The sequence below is a fragment of the Pseudomonas sp. FP2294 genome, assembly GCF_030687625.1.
Lineage (GTDB): Bacteria > Pseudomonadota > Gammaproteobacteria > Pseudomonadales > Pseudomonadaceae > Aquipseudomonas > Aquipseudomonas shahriarae.
Genome location: NZ_CP117441.1, coordinates 2,054,378 through 2,070,621, shown reverse-complemented (window position 1 = coordinate 2,070,621; position 16,244 = coordinate 2,054,378). Strand labels below are relative to the sequence as shown.

Sequence of the window (16,244 nt, the reverse complement as noted above, 5' to 3'; positions counted from 1 at the left end):
GGACAATTGGGTTACATGAAGCAACATCAGGCCTGGGGACGAAAATGACTCGGCGGATAACCCAGCGAGCGGCGAAACATCGCGCTGAATGCACTCGGGCTCTGATAACCATGTTCCAGCGCCACCTCCAGGATCGAGGCGCCCTGGGCCAGCAGCTTCAGGCTCAGGGCCAGACGCGCACGCTTGCGCCATTCGCCAAAGCTCATGCCCAGTTCCCGCTGGAAAATCCGGCTCAGGGTGCGCGCACTCATGTTCAGGGTGTCGGCCCAGGATTCCAGGCTGCTGTCATCGGCCGGGTTGCGGATAAACCGGGTACACAACCTGGCCAGGCGGGCTTCGCCAGGCACCGGCACATGCATGGCCACCACCGGCGCGGCCAGCAGCTCCATACGGATCACTTCCACCATGGCCTGCAAGCGTGGGCTGTTGACTTCACCGGCGATCAGCGTCGCCGCCACGATCAGCTCGCGCAGCAGTGCCGAGACCTCGATCACCTGGCAGGTGCGGCCCAGGCTCGGCTCGACCTCGGGCATCAGGAACAGGGTGCGCATATGCACTTCGCCGGCCATGCGAATCTCGTGGGGCGTCCCGGCGGGTACCCACAACGCATGCCCGGAGGGCACCAGCCAACTGCCCTGGGCCGTACTGACCACCATCACCCCGGTGACGCCGTGGATCAATTGCGCCTGGGTATGACAATGGGGATGGACCACTTCGTCGTTGCGGTAGTTGTCGGCATAAGCCTCAAGCCAAGGCCGGTGCACAGTTGTCATGGGCTGCGTCTCACGTCGTTAAGCCACTGATTCTAACTAAAAGCCCGTTGGCGAAAACGATAGATATAGACAGCCATCGTCGCATTCCAGACAGGCCACTGAACTTGTGCCCCGCGCCGTCAGTCAGCTGAATGGACTTCTGGAATAAAGGCTGGATGGACAATGCGCATCTCGTTGGAACAACAAGTCGCCGTAGTCACCGGCGCCAGCTCCGGCATTGGCGCGGGGGCCGCCAGGGCGCTGGCTGCGGCCGGCGCGGCAGTCGTGGTGAACTACAACAGCCAGGCAGAACCCGCCCAGGCCCTGGCCGCGCAGATCAACCAGGCCGGTGGCCGGGCCCTGGCGATCGGCGCCGATGTGTCCAGGGAAGCCGATGTCGAACGCCTGTTCGCGCAGACCCTCGACGCCTTCGGCCACCTCGACATCCTGGTGGCCAACTCGGGCCTGCAAAAAGACGCCGCCATCAGCGACATGACCCTTGAGGAGTGGAACGCGGTGATTGGCGTCAACCTCACCGGCCAGTTCCTCTGCGCCCGCGCCGCCCTGCGTATTTTTAACCGCCAGGGCGTGCGAGCCGGCGTATCCCGGGCCGCCGGCAAGATCATCCATATGAGTTCGGTGCACCAGTTGATCCCCTGGGCCGGTCACGTCAATTACGCGGCCTCCAAGGGCGGCGTCGAGATGCTGATGCGCAGCCTCGCCCAGGAAGTCAGCCACCAACGGATCCGCATCAACGGCATCGCGCCGGGGGCGATCCGCACCGCCATCAACCGCGCTGCCACCGAGGGCGATGCCGAACAGCAGTTGCTGAAATTGATCCCCTATGGGCGCGTCGGCGACGTCGAAGATGTGGCCAACGCCGTGGTCTGGCTGGCCAGTGATGCCTCCGACTATGTGGTGGGCAGCACCTTGTTTATCGACGGCGGCATGAGTCTCTACCCGGAGTTCAAAGACAATGGTTGATCTGAAAAACGAAGCGCAAAGCGCCATCGACGCCCACGGCATTATCGGTGACATGCGCAGTGCGGCGCTGATCAACGATCAGGGCAGCATCGACTTTTTCTGCTGGCCGGAATTCGACAGCCCGTCGATCTTCTGCTCGCTCCTGGACTCCCCCGCCGCCGGGATTTTCCAGTTGACCCCGGACCTGCCCCAGGCGCGCCGGGAACAGATCTACCTGCCGGATACCAATGTCCTGCAAACCCGCTGGCTGAGTGATGAGGCCGTGGTGGAAATCACCGACCTGCTGAGCATCAGCGATGACGTTGATGACCTGCCCCTGCTGATCCGCCGGGTGCGCGTGGTGAGCGGCAAGGCCACCCTGCACCTGCGCTGCGCGGTGCGCCATGACTATGCCCGGGCTCCCACTCGGGCCACGGCCGATAACGCTGATGTGTGCTTCGAGGCGCCGGGCCTGCCTGGGTTGCGCCTGGCCAGCAGCGTGCCGTTGCAGATCGCAGATGACGCCGCCGTCGCCTGCTTTACCCTGGACCAGGACCAGGGGGCCGAATTTGTCCTCGGCGGCCGGGACGATATACGCGTGGCCAGCGACGTTACCGACCTGCACCTGCAGCACACCCTGAAATTCTGGCGCGGCTGGCTGGCCCAGTCCAACTACCGCGGCCGCTGGCGGGAAATGGTCAATCGCTCGGCCCTGGCCCTGAAGCTGCTGACCTCGCGCAAACACGGCGCGATCCTCGCAGCGGCCACCTTCGGCCTGCCGGAAGCCCCCGGCGGCGAACGCAATTGGGATTACCGCTACACCTGGATCCGCGACGCCTCGTTCACCGTCTACGCCTTTATGCGCCTGGGTTTTGTCCAGGAAGCCAATGACTACATGCGCTGGTTGCGCGGGCGCGTCAGCGACTGTTGCGGGCAACCGATGAAAATCAACATCCTGTATGGCATCGACGGCCGCCAGCAATTGCCGGAAACCGAGCTGAGCCACCTCAGCGGCCACGGCGGCGCGCAACCGGTGCGCATTGGCAACGAGGCCTTTGACCAGGTGCAGCTGGATATTTTTGGCGAACTGATGGACGCGGTGTACCTGGTCAACAAGTACGGCGAAGCCATCTCCCATGAGGGCTGGAAACACACCCTGGAAGTGGTGGACCAAGTGTGCGAAACCTGGAACCAGAAAGACGTCGGCATCTGGGAAATGCGTGGCGAGCAACATCACTTCCTGCATTCGCGGCTGATGTGCTGGGTGGCACTCGACCGCGCGATCCGCCTGGCCTCCAAGCGCTCGCTGCCGGCACCGTTCGCCCGCTGGGACCAGACCCGCCAGGCGATTTATGAAGATATCTGGAGCAACTTCTGGAACGCAGAACGCGGGCATTTCGTGCAGCACATCGGCAGCACTGCCCTGGATGGTTCGATGCTGTTGATGCCGCTGGTGCGTTTTGTGGCGGCCACCGACCCGCGCTGGTTATCGACCCTGGACGCCATCCAGAAAAGCCTGGTGCGCGATGGCATGGTCTACCGCTACCGCAATGACGACAGTCAAATTGACGGTTTGCAAGGCACAGAGGGGGCGTTTACCGCCTGTTCATTCTGGTACGTCGAATGCCTGGCCCGCGCGGGGCAAGTAGAAAAGGCCCATCTGGAATTCGAGCAACTGCTGCGCTATGCCAACCCGCTGGGGCTATATGCCGAGGAATTCGACAGCCAGGCGCGACATCTGGGGAATACACCGCAGGCATTGAGCCATTTGGCCTTGATCAGCGCGGCGACGTTTCTGGATCGCAAGTTGAGCGGGGAGAAAACCGTGTGGCAACCTTGAGAATCGAGCAGCGAAGTGAAACCCTTGTAGGCGCTATCAGGCAACTTCAACATTGGCTGTACTGACGTCATCGCAGCCTCGCTAACGCTCGACAGCTCCCACCTTTGATCTTTGCGACCTTGAGCGAGCTATCTGTCTGCCTCCTCCTGTATTCAAGGAACGAATATGAACCCGCCCCTGGCGCCCGAAAATGTTCAGTCGATACCTATGCCAACCGCACCACACCACGTGGATACTTTCCCCACCCTGCACACCGAACGCTTGCGGCTCCGGGAGTTGCCCCCCCACGACGCCCCGGCGCTGTTTGCGATCTATCGCGATGCCGAGGCCATGCCTTGGTTTGGCATCGACCCCATGACCGACATATCCCAGGCCCACGCCCTGATCGCCACCTTCGCCCACTGGCGAACCCAGGCCAATCCGGGCACGCGCTGGGGCCTGGAATACGCCGGTGAGTTGATGGGCACCTGCGGGCTGTTCAAATGGAATCGCCAGTGGAACAGCTGCGCCCTCGCCTGCGAACTGGCGCCGTCAGCCAGGGGCAGCGGATTGATGAGCGAGGCTTTGCGCAGCGTGCTCGACTGGGGCTTTGCGCAGATGCAACTGCACCGTGTCGAAGCGCTGGTCCATCCGCGTAACCTGCCGTCCCAGGCACTGCTGGGCCGGCTGGGCTTTACCCGCGAAGGCGTGCTGCGCGAGGCCGGGTTTTGGGCCGGTGGCTACCAGGATCTGCACGTGTTTTCGCTGCTGGCCCATGAACACGTAAAGGTTTCGCGCTAAAGTCCAGGCTCCCTGCTGTGACCCGAACGGAGTCCCAATGAGCCCCTCGATCGCGCTGCTGTATATCCGCACTCCCATGCTCGATATCGCCTACGAAGCCCATGACCCGGCCGACGGTGAAGTGGTGATTCTGCTGCACGGTTTTCCCTATGACCCTCGCGGCTACGATGCCATCGCGCCGGTGTTGGCCGAGGCTGGTTATCGCGTGCTGGTGCCTTACCTGCGCGGCTACGGCCCGACCCGGTTTGTGCACGCCCAGGTGATGCGCTCCGGCCAACAGGCGGCGCTGGCCAAGGATCTGCTGGACTTCATGGATGCCCTGGCCATCGACCAGGCCGCCCTCGCCGGTTATGACTGGGGTGGGCGCGCCGCGTGCATTGTCGCGGCGCTTTGGCCCGAGCGCGTGCGCTGCCTGGTCACTGGCGACGGTTACAACATCCAGGACATCGCAAAGTCCATCCAGCCCCGCGCGCCAGTCACCGAGCATCGGTTGTGGTACCAGTTCTACTTCCACACCCAACGGGGTATCGATGGCCTGACCGCCAACCGCCGCGAGTTGTGCGAACTGTTGTGGTCGCTCTGGTCGCCCTCCTGGGCTGCGGGGCCGAGCCTTTACCCGCAGACGGCACCCTCGTTTGATAACCCGGACTTTGTGGAGGTGGTGATCCACTCCTATCGCCATCGCTTCATGTATGCCGAGGGTGATCCGGCGCTGAAAGTGATTGAACAGGCGCTGGTGCAACCACCGCCGATTTCGGTGCCCACCATTTCGCTGTGCGGTGCCGACGACGGTGTCGGCCCGGCTCCCGAGGTGGATGACGACGTGGGTAATTTCAGCGGATTCTATCGGCGCCGGGTGCTCGCCGGGGTGGGCCACAATATTCCCCAGGAAGCACCGCAGGCCACGCTCGATGCACTGTTTGAACTGCTTGAACAGACTCAGGCCGGCGCCGAAAACCGCTCGCGATAAAGCTGCGGGGTGATCGACAAGGCGCGGATAAAACTGCGGCGCATGGTTTCTTCGCTGCCAAAGCCACATTGCGCGGCGATGCGTTTGATTGCCACGGCGCTGTCGGCCAGTTGCCGGCGTGCGGTTTCCACGCGGATCAGTTCCACCGCCCGGGCCGGGGTCTGGCCGGTTTCGGCGCGGTAATGGCGTACGAAGCTGCGTTCGCTCATGCCGCACGCGGCCGCCAGGGTCGCGATGTTCAAGTCCAGGTGCAGGTGCTCGGCAATCCACCCATGCAATTCGCTGAAGCGGCTGCCGCCCTTTTGCAGGGACAGGGTGACGCTGAACTGCGACTGGCCACCGGGGCGCTTGAGAAACACCACCAGGTGCCGCGCCACTTCCAGGGCCACCGCGCGGCCCAGGTCCTGTTCCACCAGGGCCAGGCACAAGTCGATGCCGGCCGTGACGCCCGCCGAGGTCCAGAGCGAGCCCTGCTGGATAAAGATCGGGTTGGCCTCGACCTGCAACCTGGGGTATTTGCGCGCCAGTTCCTCGCAGCGCGTCCAGTGGGTGGCGACCCGACAGCCATCGAGCAGGCCACTGGCGGCCAGCAGAAAGGCGCCGGTGCACACCGAAGTCATGCGCCGCGAGTGCCTGGCTTTTTGCCGGACCCACTCCACCAGTTGCGGATCCTCGGCCGCCCCATACACGCCCCAGCCGCCAGCAATCACCAGGGTGTCGCAGGGCGTGTCGGCGCCAGGCAACGGCTCGGCCACCAGGGCCAGGCCGGCGGAGGTCATCACCGGCTCGGCCTGGGCGGCAATCACGTTGACCGCATAGGGCAACGGCAAGCCTTGCTGGCGCGCCAGGTCGTTGGCCGAGGCAAACACTTGCAACGGTCCGGTGACGTCGAGCACCTGCACATTGGCGAAGGCGAGCACATGGATGATTTTCGGCATGATTGGCGTGATTAGTGGGCTCAATGGCGTATGCGCCAAAGCCTAGGCCACTAGAGTGAAGCCGTCCATCCCTCTTCCTGGAGTTTGACCATGACCTTGCAGATCGGCTTTGTGTTGTTCCCCGGTATTCAGCAACTGGACCTCACCGGCCCTTACGACGTGCTGGCGTCGTTGCCGGAGGTGCGACTGCATCTGATTTGCAAAGACCTGGCGCCGATCACTTCCAGCAGCGGGTTGGTGCTGTCGCCGACCACCACCTACGACGACTGCCCTACCCTGGATGTGATCTGCGTGCCGGGCGGCTCGGGGGTTGGGCCATTGATGGAAGATGAGCCGACCCTGGACTTTCTGCGGGCGCAATCCCAGACCGCACGTTATGTGACGTCGGTGTGTACCGGCTCGCTGGTGCTGGGCGCTGCGGGTTTGCTGCGCGGGCGGCGGGCCACCACGCATTGGGCCTACCACGACATGCTGGCCACCCTCGGCGCCACGCCGGTGCAGGAGCGCGTGGTGCGCGACGGCAACCTGTTTACCGGGGGAGGCATCACTGCGGGGATCGACTTTGCCCTGACCCTGGCCGCCGAGCTGTACAGCGAGGTGGCGGCGCAGTTGGTGCAGTTGCAGCTTGAATATGCGCCGGCCCCGCCTTTCAATGCCGGCCGCCCGGACACTGCACCACAGCAGGTACTGGACGAGGCGAATAAGCGCACCGCTGAATCACGCAAGACCCGGGGCGAAATTGCCGCACGGGCGGCGGCGCGACTGGGCTGAAGGCCGAACTATTTTCCCCTGTGGGAGATTCTATGGTTTTGGGGAAGCCCCCAAAACCGCTTTTGACTGGTATTCGCTCAGGTTTTTCATGAGCGAAAAGGCGATGCGCGCCAGCTTGCGGCCAATGATGACCAGGGCTTGAGTCGTTTTCAGGCCCCTGGCTAGATAACCCTCGTATAAAGGTTTCCAGGCTTCTGACCTGATACCTGCTGACGCCGCGTTATGCAGCAATCTGCGTATCTCTGAATCTCCCTTCTTGCTCAATGAGCGGCGTCCGCTCATTTGCCCAGAATCGGATACTCTCAAGTCCATTCCCAAGAACGCGATGTAAGCGTCAGCACTTTCAAATTCTCCTCGCTGAAACGCCATTACCAGGGCAACCGCTGTCAGAAAACCAATGCCCTCGACGGTTTGGCAGCGCTTGACCTGATGCAAAAGCCCCGCCTCAGTAACAGCATCTAATATCCTTTTCTCAATGAGCCCCTCATGCCTATCAAGACACGCTGAAATGCTCTTGGACGAGGCCTTGAGTGATGGCTCGCCCGCCCAGCTCTGATTCAGTGCAACACGCATTTTCACCAGTGCTGCGCGTCGACGCAGCAAGCTTTGAAGCTTGGTATAAATCTTCGGCGGCGGATTCCAAGCGCGTAAATCAGCCTGTTCATTCTTCAAGTAGCGAGCCAGCAACTGCGCATCACTGAAGTCTGTTTTAGCGCGACCACCTGTGCCTTTGCGGTAATGGCTAAGGCGATATCCATCAATCACGTAAACGATATGGCCCATCGAATGAGCCAAATTGACGGTATCCACGTGATAGATATTGGTGGCTTCAATTGCGATGGCGCTGCCCGCAGGCAAAGACTTCAGCCATGCCTTCAGCTCGTTTTTCTTGTTCGATACGATCTTTGTTTCAGCAGTTTCACTTTGATAAACAACTACTTCGGCTTTAGCGACATCCACTCCAATGATTGATTGCGAGACAGTCATTGCCATGAGAAAAGCTCCGGGTTAGGGTTTACGGGCTTGTCGGGGCTTCACCGTTGCGCTGGCTTGCTTCTATCGTCGGTCATGGCCGATGCATTCCTTATCGGCGCTTTGGTGAAGGGGTGGGACGAAGTCTCCCACGGTCTGTACTGGCTAGAGTCAGATGCTGGCTTTTAGTCCCACCACCCCTACAAGTCTAACCATACAAGCTGGCTTGCCTGCGATGGCGGTGTGTGAGCTAGCAGAAATGGTGCCTGAACTACCGCTATCGCGGGCAAGCCCGCTCCCACAGGGAGGGGCTCTGCCGGGCATAGAGTTTTGGCCATACCACAATGCGAATGTGGGAGCTGGCTTGCTCCCACCGGGGATAGTGGGCAGGTCTAGAAGTCGTACTTGACGCTGGTCATCAGGTTGCGCGGCGCACCATACATCCCATGGTTACCGGCATAGCTGAAATACTCACGGTCAAACAGGTTGTTGAGGTTGACCGACGTACTCAACTGCGGCGTCACGTCGTAGCGCAGCAGCAGGTTGGTGATGGCGTAGCTGCCCTGGCTGAATGTGTGCAGGTCCTCACCAACCTTGCTCTGCCAGTTCACCCCGCCGCCAACCGTCACTTTGTTCAAGGCCCCCGGCAGACGGTAAGTGGTGAAGGTTTTCAGGCTCTGGCGCGGCAAGGTGGTGACGATGCGTTTGTCGTCGGCATCGGTGCTGACCGCATAGGCGTAGCCCGCAGAGGCTTGCCAGCCTTCAGCCAACTCACCGTTGAGTTCCAGCTCGACGCCCTCGGTAGTGGTGCCCTTCTCGTTGCGATACGTATTGCCGCCCGGGGTGTCGATCCAGATCGCGAGGTTGTCCTGTTCCAGCTTGAACAGCGCCAGGCTGGTGTTGAGTTTTTCGTCGAAGAAACTGCCCTTCAATCCCAACTCGTAGCCCTTGCCTTCCATGGGCTCCAGGGCCTTGTTGTTGATATCGCGCACCCAACTGGCCTGGGGATTGAAGATCTTGGTGTAGCTGGCATAGGCCGACCAGTTGTCGGTCAGGTCATAGACCACGCCGGCATAGGGAATGTACACGCCGGTTTCCGACTCATCGGTGCGGGTGACGACGCCGCCGTAGGGGCTGTCTGCGGTTTCGCGCTTCCAGTCGATGACACGGCTGCCGAGGATCACGCTCAGGTCGTCGGTCATGCGCAGGCGGGTGCTCAGGTAAGCGGCGTATTGGCTTTCATCCACCGAGGATTTGCCGGTCACCGGGAAGTCCGGCTTGGCCGAGTGCCCGTCCCAGTTGAACAGGTTGTCGATGGCGCCCGCCGGGGAGCCGGAATACGCGTAGTTCCAGCCGCCATGGCTGGGCACGTTTTCCTTGTATTTGGACAGAGTCACGCCGGCGATCAACTCGTGCTCGCGGCCCAGCAGGTCGAACGGCCCGGTGGCGTACAGGTCGAGGTTGTCCTGGCGCGGCGTACCGGAGAAGCGCACCGGCAACTGCGTGGTGCCGCTGCCATCGCTGTCGAGGCTGCCGTTGACGTAGTTGAACACCTCATCGAACTTGTTTTGCGAATGGGTGAACTCGGCCTTGGCGCTCCAGCCGCTGTCGAACTTCTGCTCGATGGAGGTAAAGAAGCTGGTCTGCTCATGGTCGTTATAGGACCAGGCCGGCGCGGTATTCAGGGAGCGGCTGAGGTTGCTGCGCGAACCGTCGGTAAAGCGCGTAGGCAAACCGGAGCGCGCCGGGGCATCGACGTCGGTACGCAGGTAGCTGAAGCCCAGGGTCAGCAAGGTGTCTTCGGTCAGGTCGAATTCAGTGATGCCCTACAGCAATTGGGTCTGCTGCTTGTAGCGGTCGACCCAGGCATGTTCGGTCTTGTAGTCGGCCACCAGGCGCCCGCGCACGTTGCCGGTTTCGGTCAGCGGGCCGGACACGTCGAGGCCACTGCCGTAGCGGTCCCAGTTGCCCGCTTCAGCGGTGACACTGGCCCGCGCCTCGGCCGTCGGGCGCTTGCGGATCAGGTTGATGGTGGCCGAGGGGTTGCCCATGCCGCTGATCAAACCGGTGGCGCCGCGCACCACTTCCAACCGGTCGTACATCGCCATGCTCTGGGTGTAGTTGTCCATGCGCGCAACGGTAGGCACACCGTCGATTTCGAAGTTCTGGATCTGGAAACCACGGGAGAAATAGCTATCGCTTTCCGACCCCAGGCCATCACGCAACACGATGATGCCGGGGGTGGCATCCAGGGTATCCGACAGGTTGGTCAGGCGCTGGTCGGGGCTGTAATTCACATCGACAGCGGTGTCGGTATTGAGCTGGATTTCGCTGTTGTCCGCCAGTTCGATGCGCCATTGCTCACCGACCGAGGTGCTGAAATCGCTGGTCCAGGGTTGCAGCAGGCCGGCGTCCCTGGCGGTCCACGCCACACTGCCGGCCGCCAGCAACAGGGCTAGGTTTTTAATCACCCGACGCCGGGATATCGTCGGCAACAGGGTGGCGCTGACCAGCGCCTGATGTGCCGGGTCGCGCACCTCGTGCATACGCTGGAAAAATCGCTGGGAATGCTGCCAGACCTGCTCGTTGAGCGGATCCAATTGGCGCCACGCCAGCCACTGGGCGCGGGTCTGTTCGGTGACATCCGGCGCCTGCAACTCCAATTGCCCCGCCAGGGCTTGCAGGTAGGCCTTTTCCAGCTTTTGCCGACGAAAGTGATTGGACAACACGCTTTGTGCGACTTTCGCCAGAAAGCTGCGGGGCGCCTGGACTTCAAGGGGTTGGTTCTTGGCCAGCAAACGCAGGAACGTGTCCTGGGCCAGGTCGGCGGCGCTCTGCGAACAGTTCAGGCGACGCCACAGCCAGTGCTGCAGCCAGCGATGTTGCTGCTGATACAGCGTGGCCAGGTCAGTAGGGCTTGTCGCAGGGGTCGGGGGCATGGAGGGCGCGCGCAGAGGGCAAGCCGCAAATGATAACGGTTATCACATGCTTCATGACGCAATGCCCGCAAGTGCCACACGACTTGTAGGGTTCGCTGGCCCCTCCCCTGTAGGCGCCAGCGAGGAGCATCAATCTTCCAGCGGTTGCGGCGCGTGCTTGCCAGGCTTGCCCGCTGCCGGGGCGGCGGGTTCAGGCTCGGCGGGGGCGGCGGCTTCTTTTTCTGCCATGGGCATCTTGTCGACAGCCGCAAAGAACTCTGCAAGGTCAAGGGTATCGGGCGGCACGGTCTTTTCGACTTTCTTCTCGCCGTCCTTGCCCACCAGGATCACTTTGGTGCCGACACTGGCCCCCAGCTTCAAGGCGCGGATCAACGCGTTGGTGTCCTGGGCGCCGAGGTCCTTGCCGTCACGCTGGCCGACGGTGCCGATGCTCGTGTAGTTCACGGTGTAGAGCACCATGTTGCGCTCGGTGAACTTCTGTTTGTTCTCAGGCTGTTCAAGATCTTTCTTGAGCTGGACCTGAGTCGGGTCGATGGAGCTGGGTGCAATCACGATCAGCGGGCGGAATTTGCCTTGATCCTGTTCCAGCGGGCCTCGGTTATCCGCAGCCAACAACGGCCCCGTAAACGCCATCAAGGTAGCCAGGGTCAGCGACCGGACGAGCATGCGTACCTCCTTCCAATTCCATGCAGAGTTTTTGAGTTTCATGTCTGCGACAGTCAATTTCAAGGATGATTCCTACGCGACTATCAGAAAGAGTAGGCCAGGACGCCCGTGACGCAAGGGCTCGAGGTGCTTCGAGGCTCATTGTTTCTTCTGATTGCCAAGGCTCACTCCTCAGGCCAATCCGGCCAGTGCCGGGCGAACACCGGGGCCACCTGCGGGTCGGCGTCCACCTGCGCCAGGGCCTGGGCGCATGCAGGGTGGGAGTGTCGCAGGACGTCGCGTACACCCTCCCAGCGGGACACCGCCGCCGCCATGATACCCAGGGCATTGGGCAACCCCTGCGGGGTAAAGAGTTGCCCGGCAAATTGCTCGGCAAATACCTGCCAGGTCCGGTGCAGTTTCTGCTGGGTGCCCGCGATCAGTTGCGCCTGCACCGTCTCGTCGGCGTCGGCGAGAAAGCGTTGAGGGTAGTCGATGATGGTGATCGCCGAGTAGCAGTTGGCGGCGATATACACCAGGCCGCGAATGATCTGCGCACGGTGACCGGACAGCAAATCGCTGGCCGGATACGCCAGGCCCAGGTGAATCAGGATCGCCGCGCTTTCCGTCAACACGCTGCCGTCGGGCAGTTGCAGGGTGGGGATCTGCCGCAGCGGGTTGATCTGCCCAAGGGCCTCCATCCCCGCCCCGTCACCCCAGGGGCTGGCATCGACCTGCTGCCACGGCACGCCGCAGCGTTGCAGGGCGATTTCGATGATGCATGAACCAGAACTTTGCGTGCCGTAGAGCGTGTACATGGGCATTGCTCCTGGAGATTCAGCGTCCAGAGTGAAACGTTTTCCCAGGGTTAAAACAAGCCCATCTGACCACCGACCAGGGTGCTGAAATCATCATCGACAAACGGCAGGATCGCATCGGCCACCGGCTGTAATTGCCGGGTGACGTAGTGGTCGTAGTCAATTGGCGCCTGGCGCACTTCCAGGGGCTCGGGGCCGTTGACGGTGATCACGTAGCGAATCCAGCCACCGTTCTGATACTGGCGTGGGCGGCCCTGGCGGTCGTTGTATTCATCCGCCAGGCGCGCGGCCCGCACATGGGGCGGCACGTTGCGCTCGTAGTCGCCCAGTTGCCGGCGCAGGCGTTTGCGGTAGATCAGCAGCTCATCGAACTCGCCACTGAGGGTGCGGCGCACATAGTCACGCACATAATCCTGGTGGGGCTGGCGGTGGAAGATGCGCTGGTACAACTCCTGCTGGAATTGGCGGGCCAGGGGCGACCAGTCGCTACGCACAGTCTCCAGGCCTTTGTAGATCATCTCTTCACTGCCATCGGCACGGGTCACCAAACCGGCATACCGTTTCTTGCTGCCCTCCTCCGCCCCACGAATGGTCGGCATCAGGAAGCGGCTGAAGTGGGTTTCGTATTGCAGTTCAAGGGCGCTTTGCAGGCCGAATTCGTTGTGCAGGCGTTCGCGCCACCATTGGTTGACGTGTTGCACCAGGTCCTGGCCGATGCGCGTGGCATCCTCCTGGGAATGGGCACTGCCGAGCCAGACAAACGTAGAGTCGGTATCGCCATAGATCACTTCATAACCCTGGGCTTCGACCAGTTCGCGGGTCTGGCGCATGATCTGGTGGCCGCGCAGGGTGATCGACGACGCCAGCCGCGTATCGAAAAACCGACAGCCGCTGGAACCGAGCACGCCGTAGAAGGCATTCATGATGATCTTCAGGGCCTGGGACAACGGCGCGTTATGCTCGCGTTTGGCCACCTCGCGGCCTTCGGAAACCCGCGCCACAATCGACGGCAGGCAATGCCGGGTGCGGGAAAAGCGCGCACCGCGAAAGCCTTCCACCGACTCGTTGTCGTCGGGGTGGCGCAGGCCTTCGATGAGGCCCACGGGGTCGATCAGGAAGCTGCGGATGATCGACGGATACAGACTTTTGTAGTCCAGCACCAGCACCGACTCGTACAGCCCCGGCCGCGAGTCCATGACAAAACCGCCGGGGCTGGCCTGGGGCGGCTTGTCCCCCAGGTTGGGCGCGACAAAGCCCTGGCGATGCATCAGCGGCATGTACAAGTGGGTGAACGCCGCCACCGAACCACCGTTGCGATCCGCCGGCAGGCCGGTGACGCTGGCCCGCTCCAGAAGGAACTTGAGCAGCTCGGTCTTTGCGAAAATCCGCGTCACCAGCTCGCAGTCCTTGAGGTTATAGCGCGCCAGGGCGGGCTTGTCCTCGGCGAACATGCGGTTGATCTCGTCCATGCGCTGGTAGGGCGTTGCGATCGACTTGCCTTCCCCCAGCAGGGTCTGGGCGACATTTTCCAGGCTGAATGACTCAAAGGTCCAGGTCGCCGAACGCAGGGCCTCGATACCATCAATGATCAGCCGGCCGGCAGCGGCGGCGAAGTAATGGTTGCGGCTGCCGTGCTCGCGCCAGGCCATGGCCTCGCCGCCACGGCCGAGCAGCAATGGCACGTTAAGCCGTTGGGCATGCTCGTGGAGGACCCGCAGGTCGAACTGCACCAGGTTCCAGCCGATGATCGCGTCGGGGTCGTGTTGCGCCAGCCACTGGTTGAGGCGCTCCAGCAGTTGGGCGCGGCTGTCGCAGTATTCGAGCTTGAAATCCACCGCGCAGGTTTTGTTCGGCGGGCCGAGCATGTACACCTGGCGCTCGCCACAACCTTCCAGGGCGATGGAGTACAGCTCGCCGCGCGCGGTGGTTTCGATATCCAGCGACACCAGTTTCAATGCCGGGCGGTAGTCGGGCGCGGGCTTCATCTGCGCCTCCAGCAACATCCCGCCCTCGCCGGGGGTGCCGTCAAATGCCACCGGCGCGGTGATGAAGCGCTCCATCATATAGCGCTCGGGCGGGCGCACATCGCCTTCGTAGACATCCACGCCGGCCTGGCGCAGGCGTTTTTCCAGGTCCATCGCCTGGCGATGCTGACGGGTATAAAGGCCCAGGACCGGGCGGTGGTGGAAGTCACACAGTTGCAGCGGGCGCAGTTCCACGTCGCGCTCGCCCTTGAGCACCCGTTGCGCGTGCTCGCGGTGGGCCAGCGGAATAAACATCACCGAAGGCTGTACCGGTAGACGGATATACCGCGGCCCCTGGTCGGTCGCCAGCCAGAAGCTGACCTCCGTGCCCGCCGGGGTGTCGCGCCAATGCCGGGTCAGGACAAAACCCTGCTGTAAATCCACCTTGCCGCACCTCAGGAATCGCTTTCAGGGCGCGATTCTACTCGGCATCCGCCATCAGGCCTTAATAGAAATTTCTGGCCTTCAGATACGTCGTACCTCACGCACTAGTTTGTAAAGCGCCATTGAGCTGACCCAGGGCGATCCACGGGTGGCCAAGCTGTCGGCGAGCATCGAGTTCTAACCGGCACTTTACTCAAGGCAGCAAAGGTCAAAGGTGGGAGCTGTCGAGCCCCGGCGAGGCTGCGATGGCGGTGGGTCAGTCACCATCAATGCTGGCAGTGCCGCCGCCATCGCAGCCTCGCCGGGGCTCGACAGCTCCCACAAAGGATCGGCGGTGCCTCCAAAGTTGAGTCAACAGCATATGTCCAATGTGTGAGGGGCAGATGATTGGACAGTCCTGCCCCAACTGCGTAGTTTTCACAGACCGCGCACAAGGACTCTGGTATGGCCCCCGATCTCACTTCCATCGAGCTGTTCCTCAAGACGGTCAAGCTCGGTAGCCTGTCCCGGGCGGCCGAGCAGTCGCACCTCTCGCTGTCTGCGGCCAGCCGGCGCCTGTCGTTGCTGGAGCAACACTTCAAGGTCGCCCTGTTGCACCGCTCCTCCACCGGCGTCTCGCCCACGGCGGCCGGCGAGGTGTTGGCCGAGCATGGGTTGGCGATTTTGCGCGCAGTGGATGTGATGCACGCTGACCTCGCCGACTACGCCAAGGGCGCCACCGGCCGCGTGTGCCTGTATGCCAACAGTTCGGCGATGAGCCAGCAACTGCCCAGCCAATTGACCCAGTGGAACGCCCAACATCCCGGTATCCGCCTGGATATCCGCGAGGAGCGCAGCCGTGAAATCCTGCAGGCGGTGCGCGATGGCGTGGCCGATGTGGGCATCGTCACCACCCAACCGGGCGGCGAGGACTTGCGCTTTGCCCCTTACTGCCAGGACCGCCTGTGCCTGCTGGTGCCCGATGATCATCCGTTCAAGATGCGCCATGCGCGCTTTGCCGATTTGCTGGGCTATGACTTCGTCGGCCTGGAGGACAACGCCGCCATCACCGCACTGATCACCGAAGCCGCCGCCGCGATTGGCATGCCGTTGCGCCTGCGGATCCAGGTGCGCAGTTTTGAAGCCGTGTGCCGGCTGATTGCCGCCGGGCAAGGGGTTGGCGTGCTGCCCCAGGGCGCGGTGCAGATCTTTCGCAAGGAAATGGCCTTGCGCTTTATCGAAATTGACGACCCGTGGGCCGACCGCCAGATGTACCTGTGCATGCGCCAGGAACAGCCTTCTCCTACAAGCCTGGCATTATTCGACTACCTCGCTGCCCGCCACTGCGCCTAACCGCGAGCCTTCGAATTTTGCGAAGGCCACTTCCATAATCAGCAATTCCACCACCGTGGCACCTGTGCCAAGAATGTCCCCGCCTCACTGACAACAACAAAAACAGGAGACACGGC

Annotated in this window: 14 protein-coding genes; 6 read left to right on the top strand and 8 right to left on the bottom strand. The window is 62.1% G+C overall.

Translation table 11 applies throughout. The features are described from left to right. Positions 1-26 precede the first annotated feature (26 nt). On the bottom strand, positions 27-773 hold the full coding sequence (locus tag PSH73_RS09330; RefSeq protein ID WP_057439104.1) for a helix-turn-helix transcriptional regulator: 747 nt from the start codon (positions 771-773) through the stop codon (positions 27-29). Positions 774-935: 162 nt separating this feature from the next. Here PSH73_RS09330 and PSH73_RS09325 point away from each other — a divergent pair, with 162 nt between their 5' ends. The 4 genes from PSH73_RS09325 to PSH73_RS09310 all read left to right on the top strand — a co-directional run bounded on the left by PSH73_RS09325 (position 936) and on the right by PSH73_RS09310 (position 5,305). Next, positions 936-1,736 (top strand): glucose 1-dehydrogenase, encoded by an 801-nt coding sequence (locus tag PSH73_RS09325; protein ID WP_057439105.1) that lies wholly within the window; start codon positions 936-938, stop codon positions 1,734-1,736. Beyond that, complete coding sequence (locus PSH73_RS09320) at positions 1,729-3,555, top strand: glycoside hydrolase family 15 protein (protein WP_115127918.1); 1,827 nt, start codon at positions 1,729-1,731, stop codon at positions 3,553-3,555. Before PSH73_RS09325 ends, PSH73_RS09320 begins: the two co-directional genes overlap by 8 nt. A gap of 207 nt (positions 3,556-3,762) precedes the next feature. Continuing rightward, positions 3,763-4,335, top strand: a complete 573-nt coding sequence (locus tag PSH73_RS09315) for a GNAT family N-acetyltransferase (protein WP_305462304.1) — start codon at positions 3,763-3,765, stop codon at positions 4,333-4,335. Between the two features lie 37 nt (positions 4,336-4,372). After that, positions 4,373-5,305 carry an alpha/beta fold hydrolase gene (locus tag PSH73_RS09310; RefSeq protein ID WP_305462302.1) on the top strand — a complete coding sequence of 311 codons (933 nt, stop codon included), beginning with the start codon at positions 4,373-4,375 and terminating at the stop codon, positions 5,303-5,305. Here the strand turns inward: PSH73_RS09310 and PSH73_RS09305 are convergent. Next, positions 5,275-6,243 (bottom strand): GlxA family transcriptional regulator, encoded by a 969-nt coding sequence (locus PSH73_RS09305; RefSeq protein ID WP_115127916.1) that lies wholly within the window; start codon positions 6,241-6,243, stop codon positions 5,275-5,277. The two genes, PSH73_RS09310 and PSH73_RS09305, sit on opposite strands and share 31 nt — an antisense overlap. Positions 6,244-6,333: 90 nt before the next feature. On the opposite strand from PSH73_RS09305, the gene inhA reads away from it, so the two are divergent. Beyond that, complete coding sequence (gene inhA, locus PSH73_RS09300; RefSeq protein WP_198792345.1) at positions 6,334-7,014, top strand: isonitrile hydratase; 681 nt, start codon at positions 6,334-6,336, stop codon at positions 7,012-7,014. Positions 7,015-7,044: 30 nt separating this feature from the next. On the opposite strand, the gene PSH73_RS09295 is transcribed toward inhA, so the two are convergent. The 6 genes from PSH73_RS09295 to PSH73_RS09270 form a co-directional block, all read right to left on the bottom strand. Then, complete coding sequence (locus PSH73_RS09295) at positions 7,045-8,007, bottom strand: IS110 family transposase (protein ID WP_305460755.1); 963 nt, start codon at positions 8,005-8,007, stop codon at positions 7,045-7,047. A gap of 371 nt (positions 8,008-8,378) precedes the next feature. Next, positions 8,379-9,779, bottom strand: coding sequence for a TonB-dependent siderophore receptor (locus tag PSH73_RS09290; RefSeq protein WP_305462297.1), 1,401 nt, complete (start codon positions 9,777-9,779; stop codon positions 8,379-8,381). 33 nt (positions 9,780-9,812) lie between these two features. Beyond that, positions 9,813-10,925: a TonB-dependent receptor plug domain-containing protein gene (locus PSH73_RS09285; RefSeq protein ID WP_305462296.1), complete on the bottom strand. Its 1,113-nt coding sequence runs from the start codon at positions 10,923-10,925 to the stop codon at positions 9,813-9,815. Positions 10,926-11,054: 129 nt separating this feature from the next. Beyond that, a complete protein-coding gene (locus PSH73_RS09280; RefSeq protein ID WP_057959053.1) occupies positions 11,055-11,591 on the bottom strand; it encodes a DUF4174 domain-containing protein in 537 nt (178 codons plus the stop codon). A gap of 164 nt (positions 11,592-11,755) precedes the next feature. Beyond that, positions 11,756-12,388, bottom strand: a complete 633-nt coding sequence (locus tag PSH73_RS09275; RefSeq protein WP_305462293.1) for a glutathione S-transferase — start codon at positions 12,386-12,388, stop codon at positions 11,756-11,758. Positions 12,389-12,438: 50 nt separating this feature from the next. Beyond that, complete coding sequence (locus PSH73_RS09270; protein WP_057959051.1) at positions 12,439-14,796, bottom strand: DNA polymerase II; 2,358 nt, start codon at positions 14,794-14,796, stop codon at positions 12,439-12,441. A gap of 444 nt (positions 14,797-15,240) precedes the next feature. Between PSH73_RS09270 and PSH73_RS09265 the strand changes: the two genes are divergently transcribed. Then, a complete protein-coding gene (locus tag PSH73_RS09265) occupies positions 15,241-16,128 on the top strand; it encodes a LysR family transcriptional regulator (protein WP_057959050.1) in 888 nt (295 codons plus the stop codon). The last annotated feature ends 116 nt before the right edge of the window (positions 16,129-16,244 follow it).

Bases quoted from the DNA above. Each gene is read 5' to 3' on its own strand.
- PSH73_RS09310 (WP_305462302.1), top strand. From the start codon at position 4,373: ATGAGCCCCTCGATCGCGCTGCTGTATATCCGCACTCCCATGCTCGAT.
- PSH73_RS09275 (WP_305462293.1), bottom strand. From the start codon at position 12,388: ATGTACACGCTCTACGGCACGCAAAGTTCTGGTTCATGCATCATCGAA.
- PSH73_RS09265 (WP_057959050.1), top strand. From the start codon at position 15,241: ATGGCCCCCGATCTCACTTCCATCGAGCTGTTCCTCAAGACGGTCAAG.
- PSH73_RS09330 (WP_057439104.1), bottom strand. From the start codon at position 773: ATGACAACTGTGCACCGGCCTTGGCTTGAGGCTTATGCCGACAACTAC.
- PSH73_RS09315 (WP_305462304.1), top strand. From the start codon at position 3,763: ATGCCAACCGCACCACACCACGTGGATACTTTCCCCACCCTGCACACC.
- PSH73_RS09295 (WP_305460755.1), bottom strand. From the start codon at position 8,007: ATGGCAATGACTGTCTCGCAATCAATCATTGGAGTGGATGTCGCTAAA.
- PSH73_RS09305 (WP_115127916.1), bottom strand. From the start codon at position 6,243: ATGCCGAAAATCATCCATGTGCTCGCCTTCGCCAATGTGCAGGTGCTC.
- PSH73_RS09280 (WP_057959053.1), bottom strand. From the start codon at position 11,591: ATGCTCGTCCGGTCGCTGACCCTGGCTACCTTGATGGCGTTTACGGGG.
- inhA (WP_198792345.1), top strand. From the start codon at position 6,334: ATGACCTTGCAGATCGGCTTTGTGTTGTTCCCCGGTATTCAGCAACTG.
- PSH73_RS09285 (WP_305462296.1), bottom strand. From the start codon at position 10,925: ATGCCCCCGACCCCTGCGACAAGCCCTACTGACCTGGCCACGCTGTAT.
- PSH73_RS09325 (WP_057439105.1), top strand. From the start codon at position 936: ATGCGCATCTCGTTGGAACAACAAGTCGCCGTAGTCACCGGCGCCAGC.
- PSH73_RS09320 (WP_115127918.1), top strand. From the start codon at position 1,729: ATGGTTGATCTGAAAAACGAAGCGCAAAGCGCCATCGACGCCCACGGC.